This window comes from Bradyrhizobium sp. Leo170 (assembly GCF_004296405.1).
Taxonomy (GTDB): Bacteria; Pseudomonadota; Alphaproteobacteria; order Rhizobiales; family Xanthobacteraceae; genus Bradyrhizobium.
In genome coordinates, this window is the sequence record NZ_PSRR01000667.1 from 1 (window position 1) to 1,829 (window position 1,829).

3 protein-coding genes are annotated in these 1,829 nt (G+C 60.1%); all 3 read right to left on the reverse strand.

What is annotated here, in order from left to right; genetic code table 11:
• Positions 1 to 45 precede the first annotated feature (45 nt).
• Positions 46 to 285 carry a hypothetical protein gene (locus CWO89_RS43830; protein WP_130584336.1) on the reverse strand — a complete coding sequence of 80 codons (240 nt, stop codon included), beginning with the start codon at positions 283 to 285 and terminating at the stop codon, positions 46 to 48.
• Positions 286 to 412: 127 nt separating this feature from the next.
• Positions 413 to 1,450 (reverse strand): metallophosphoesterase family protein, encoded by a 1,038-nt coding sequence (locus CWO89_RS43835; RefSeq protein WP_165421603.1) that lies wholly within the window; start codon positions 1,448 to 1,450, stop codon positions 413 to 415.
• A 118-nt stretch (positions 1,451 to 1,568) separates the two neighbouring features.
• A partial coding sequence (locus tag CWO89_RS43840) for a LysR substrate-binding domain-containing protein (protein WP_245476857.1) occupies positions 1,569 to 1,829 on the reverse strand: 261 nt, incomplete at its 5' end.

Consider the following 1,829-nt stretch of genomic DNA (forward strand, 5'->3'; position numbering starts at 1 on the left):
GCGCCGGCTCGGCTTCGCAGCGCGGCGCGACCACGGCGGTGCCGACTATCGCGAAGTCGGCGACGGCCCGGTTGAGGTCACCCCATAGCGCCGGCCGTAGCGGTCGATCTGCGCTTTCGCGTGGGCGATCGCCGCATCCGGATCGGACCACGCAAAGCCGAGCTCGAGTGTCGGAAACAAGATGCCATCGATGACGACCGGCTCGCGATCGGCTCGTTGAATCCTGGCGTGCCATAGCCCCTTCCCTGCCTCAAATGAGTTGATCTCAAAGGCGCCGTAAATCATGCCTGCGATCCCAGGTTTTTCCCGTTGGGACCAAAGCACGCCCCTGGCGGTGAACTTTGTGAACTGGATCACACTGCGCAAGAATCTTTCGTCACAGGCGCGCTGACCGGAAAACGCGCAATAGTGCTCAAGAGCGGTTGCACTTATCGGCTCTCACCTCGCGTATGACTTTGAACGATGCTTCGTTGGGCTTGGTGGGCAGAAATGCCCATTGGTATGAATCCGGGTAAAGTTCGATCTTGAGCACGCCATGGCTGCGCAGATCGTATGCTTCGGTAAATGCCCATTTCTTCCGATAGTCGTTTGAATACAGGGCCTTTCCACCGGTCCCGACGACGAACGACCTCACCCCGTCGGGGACCATCGCGGCTTGTCCGTTATCCGCCGGTTTACCTTCCGCGTTCGCGCGACCGAGCTGTTCGTAATGATGATCATGTCCGGCCACGAACACGGATGCTCGGCCGGCGTAGAGCGCCTGGAAAAATGCGCGGCTTTGTTTCTCGGGGACGAGCGGTTTGGCGAGGGTGACCGTTCTGTTTTCACCGTGTCCATGAAGGCCGGAGCTGTAAAAGAAGGCGTGGCTGAAGGCGAGAATGCATTTCCGGTTTGTCCGGCTCAGTTCAGCCTTGAGCCACCGAACCTGCTCCGAACTGGCCCCGGTTTCGACGTTGCTGTCCAGTCCGATCAGGAGCCATGAACGATTGTCGGCAGGATCGGCTGGCGCGGGAAATTCCACTGAGAAATAGGCCTTCCCCTTGTCAGCCTTCAAATTCCGCAGCGTTGTTTCAAAGTACTTGAAATAGGCTGCGCCGTTGTTGGTTTCGTAGTCGTGGTTGCCGGGCACCGGCAGAATCTTGTCCTTGAACTCTCCCCATGCCGCATCAAAGCAGCCGAAGCTTTCCGAGGAGCCGTGGTCGTAGGCAAGATCTCCAAGCGCCAGGACACGAACTTCCAGACTTTGGTCAATCGCCTTGGCGCTCGCTATCTCGCGCTTGATCAGCTCGGCCGTTGCCTTGCCGTTTCGCGTCGGGTCGTGATGACAGCTCGCGATGTCGCCGACAGCCAGCAGAATGCCGATCGGCCTTTCGGACGGCTGGGCGTCGGGTGCCCGAACGGATGAGATCAGCAATGCGAAAGCGATCAGGAAAACTGTGCCTTTGGACATGGCGTTTTCCATCAATGCGACCGCCGGGGCGGTCAAATATAAATGCAACCAATAATTGTCTATTATTGCCAGTCCTTGGTCACGCTGTCCAGCCGGTGGGGCTGCGACAATGTGATCGTCACGTCTCTTCCCTCATTAGGGATCGCTGCCCCTTGCCGCGCGCGGCGGGCTCGGCCGCGGCGCGGATGATCCAGCGGCGGAAGGCGGCGAAGTCGCGCTGACCGGTGCGGAAGCCGTGATAGACGAGGTACCAGCGCATGCCCTTCGGCACGCTGAGCTCGAACGGCGCAACCAGCCGCCCCGCAGCGAGGTCGTCGTCGATATAGGGGCGGATTCCCATCGCGACGCCGAGGCCGTCGACGGCCGCCTGCAGCGCCTG

Coding starts and splice junctions, on each gene's coding strand:
- CWO89_RS43830 (WP_130584336.1), bottom strand. CDS start 285: ATGATTTACGGCGCCTTTGAGATCAACTCATTTGAGGCAGGGAAGGGG.
- CWO89_RS43835 (WP_165421603.1), bottom strand. CDS start 1,450: ATGTCCAAAGGCACAGTTTTCCTGATCGCTTTCGCATTGCTGATCTCA.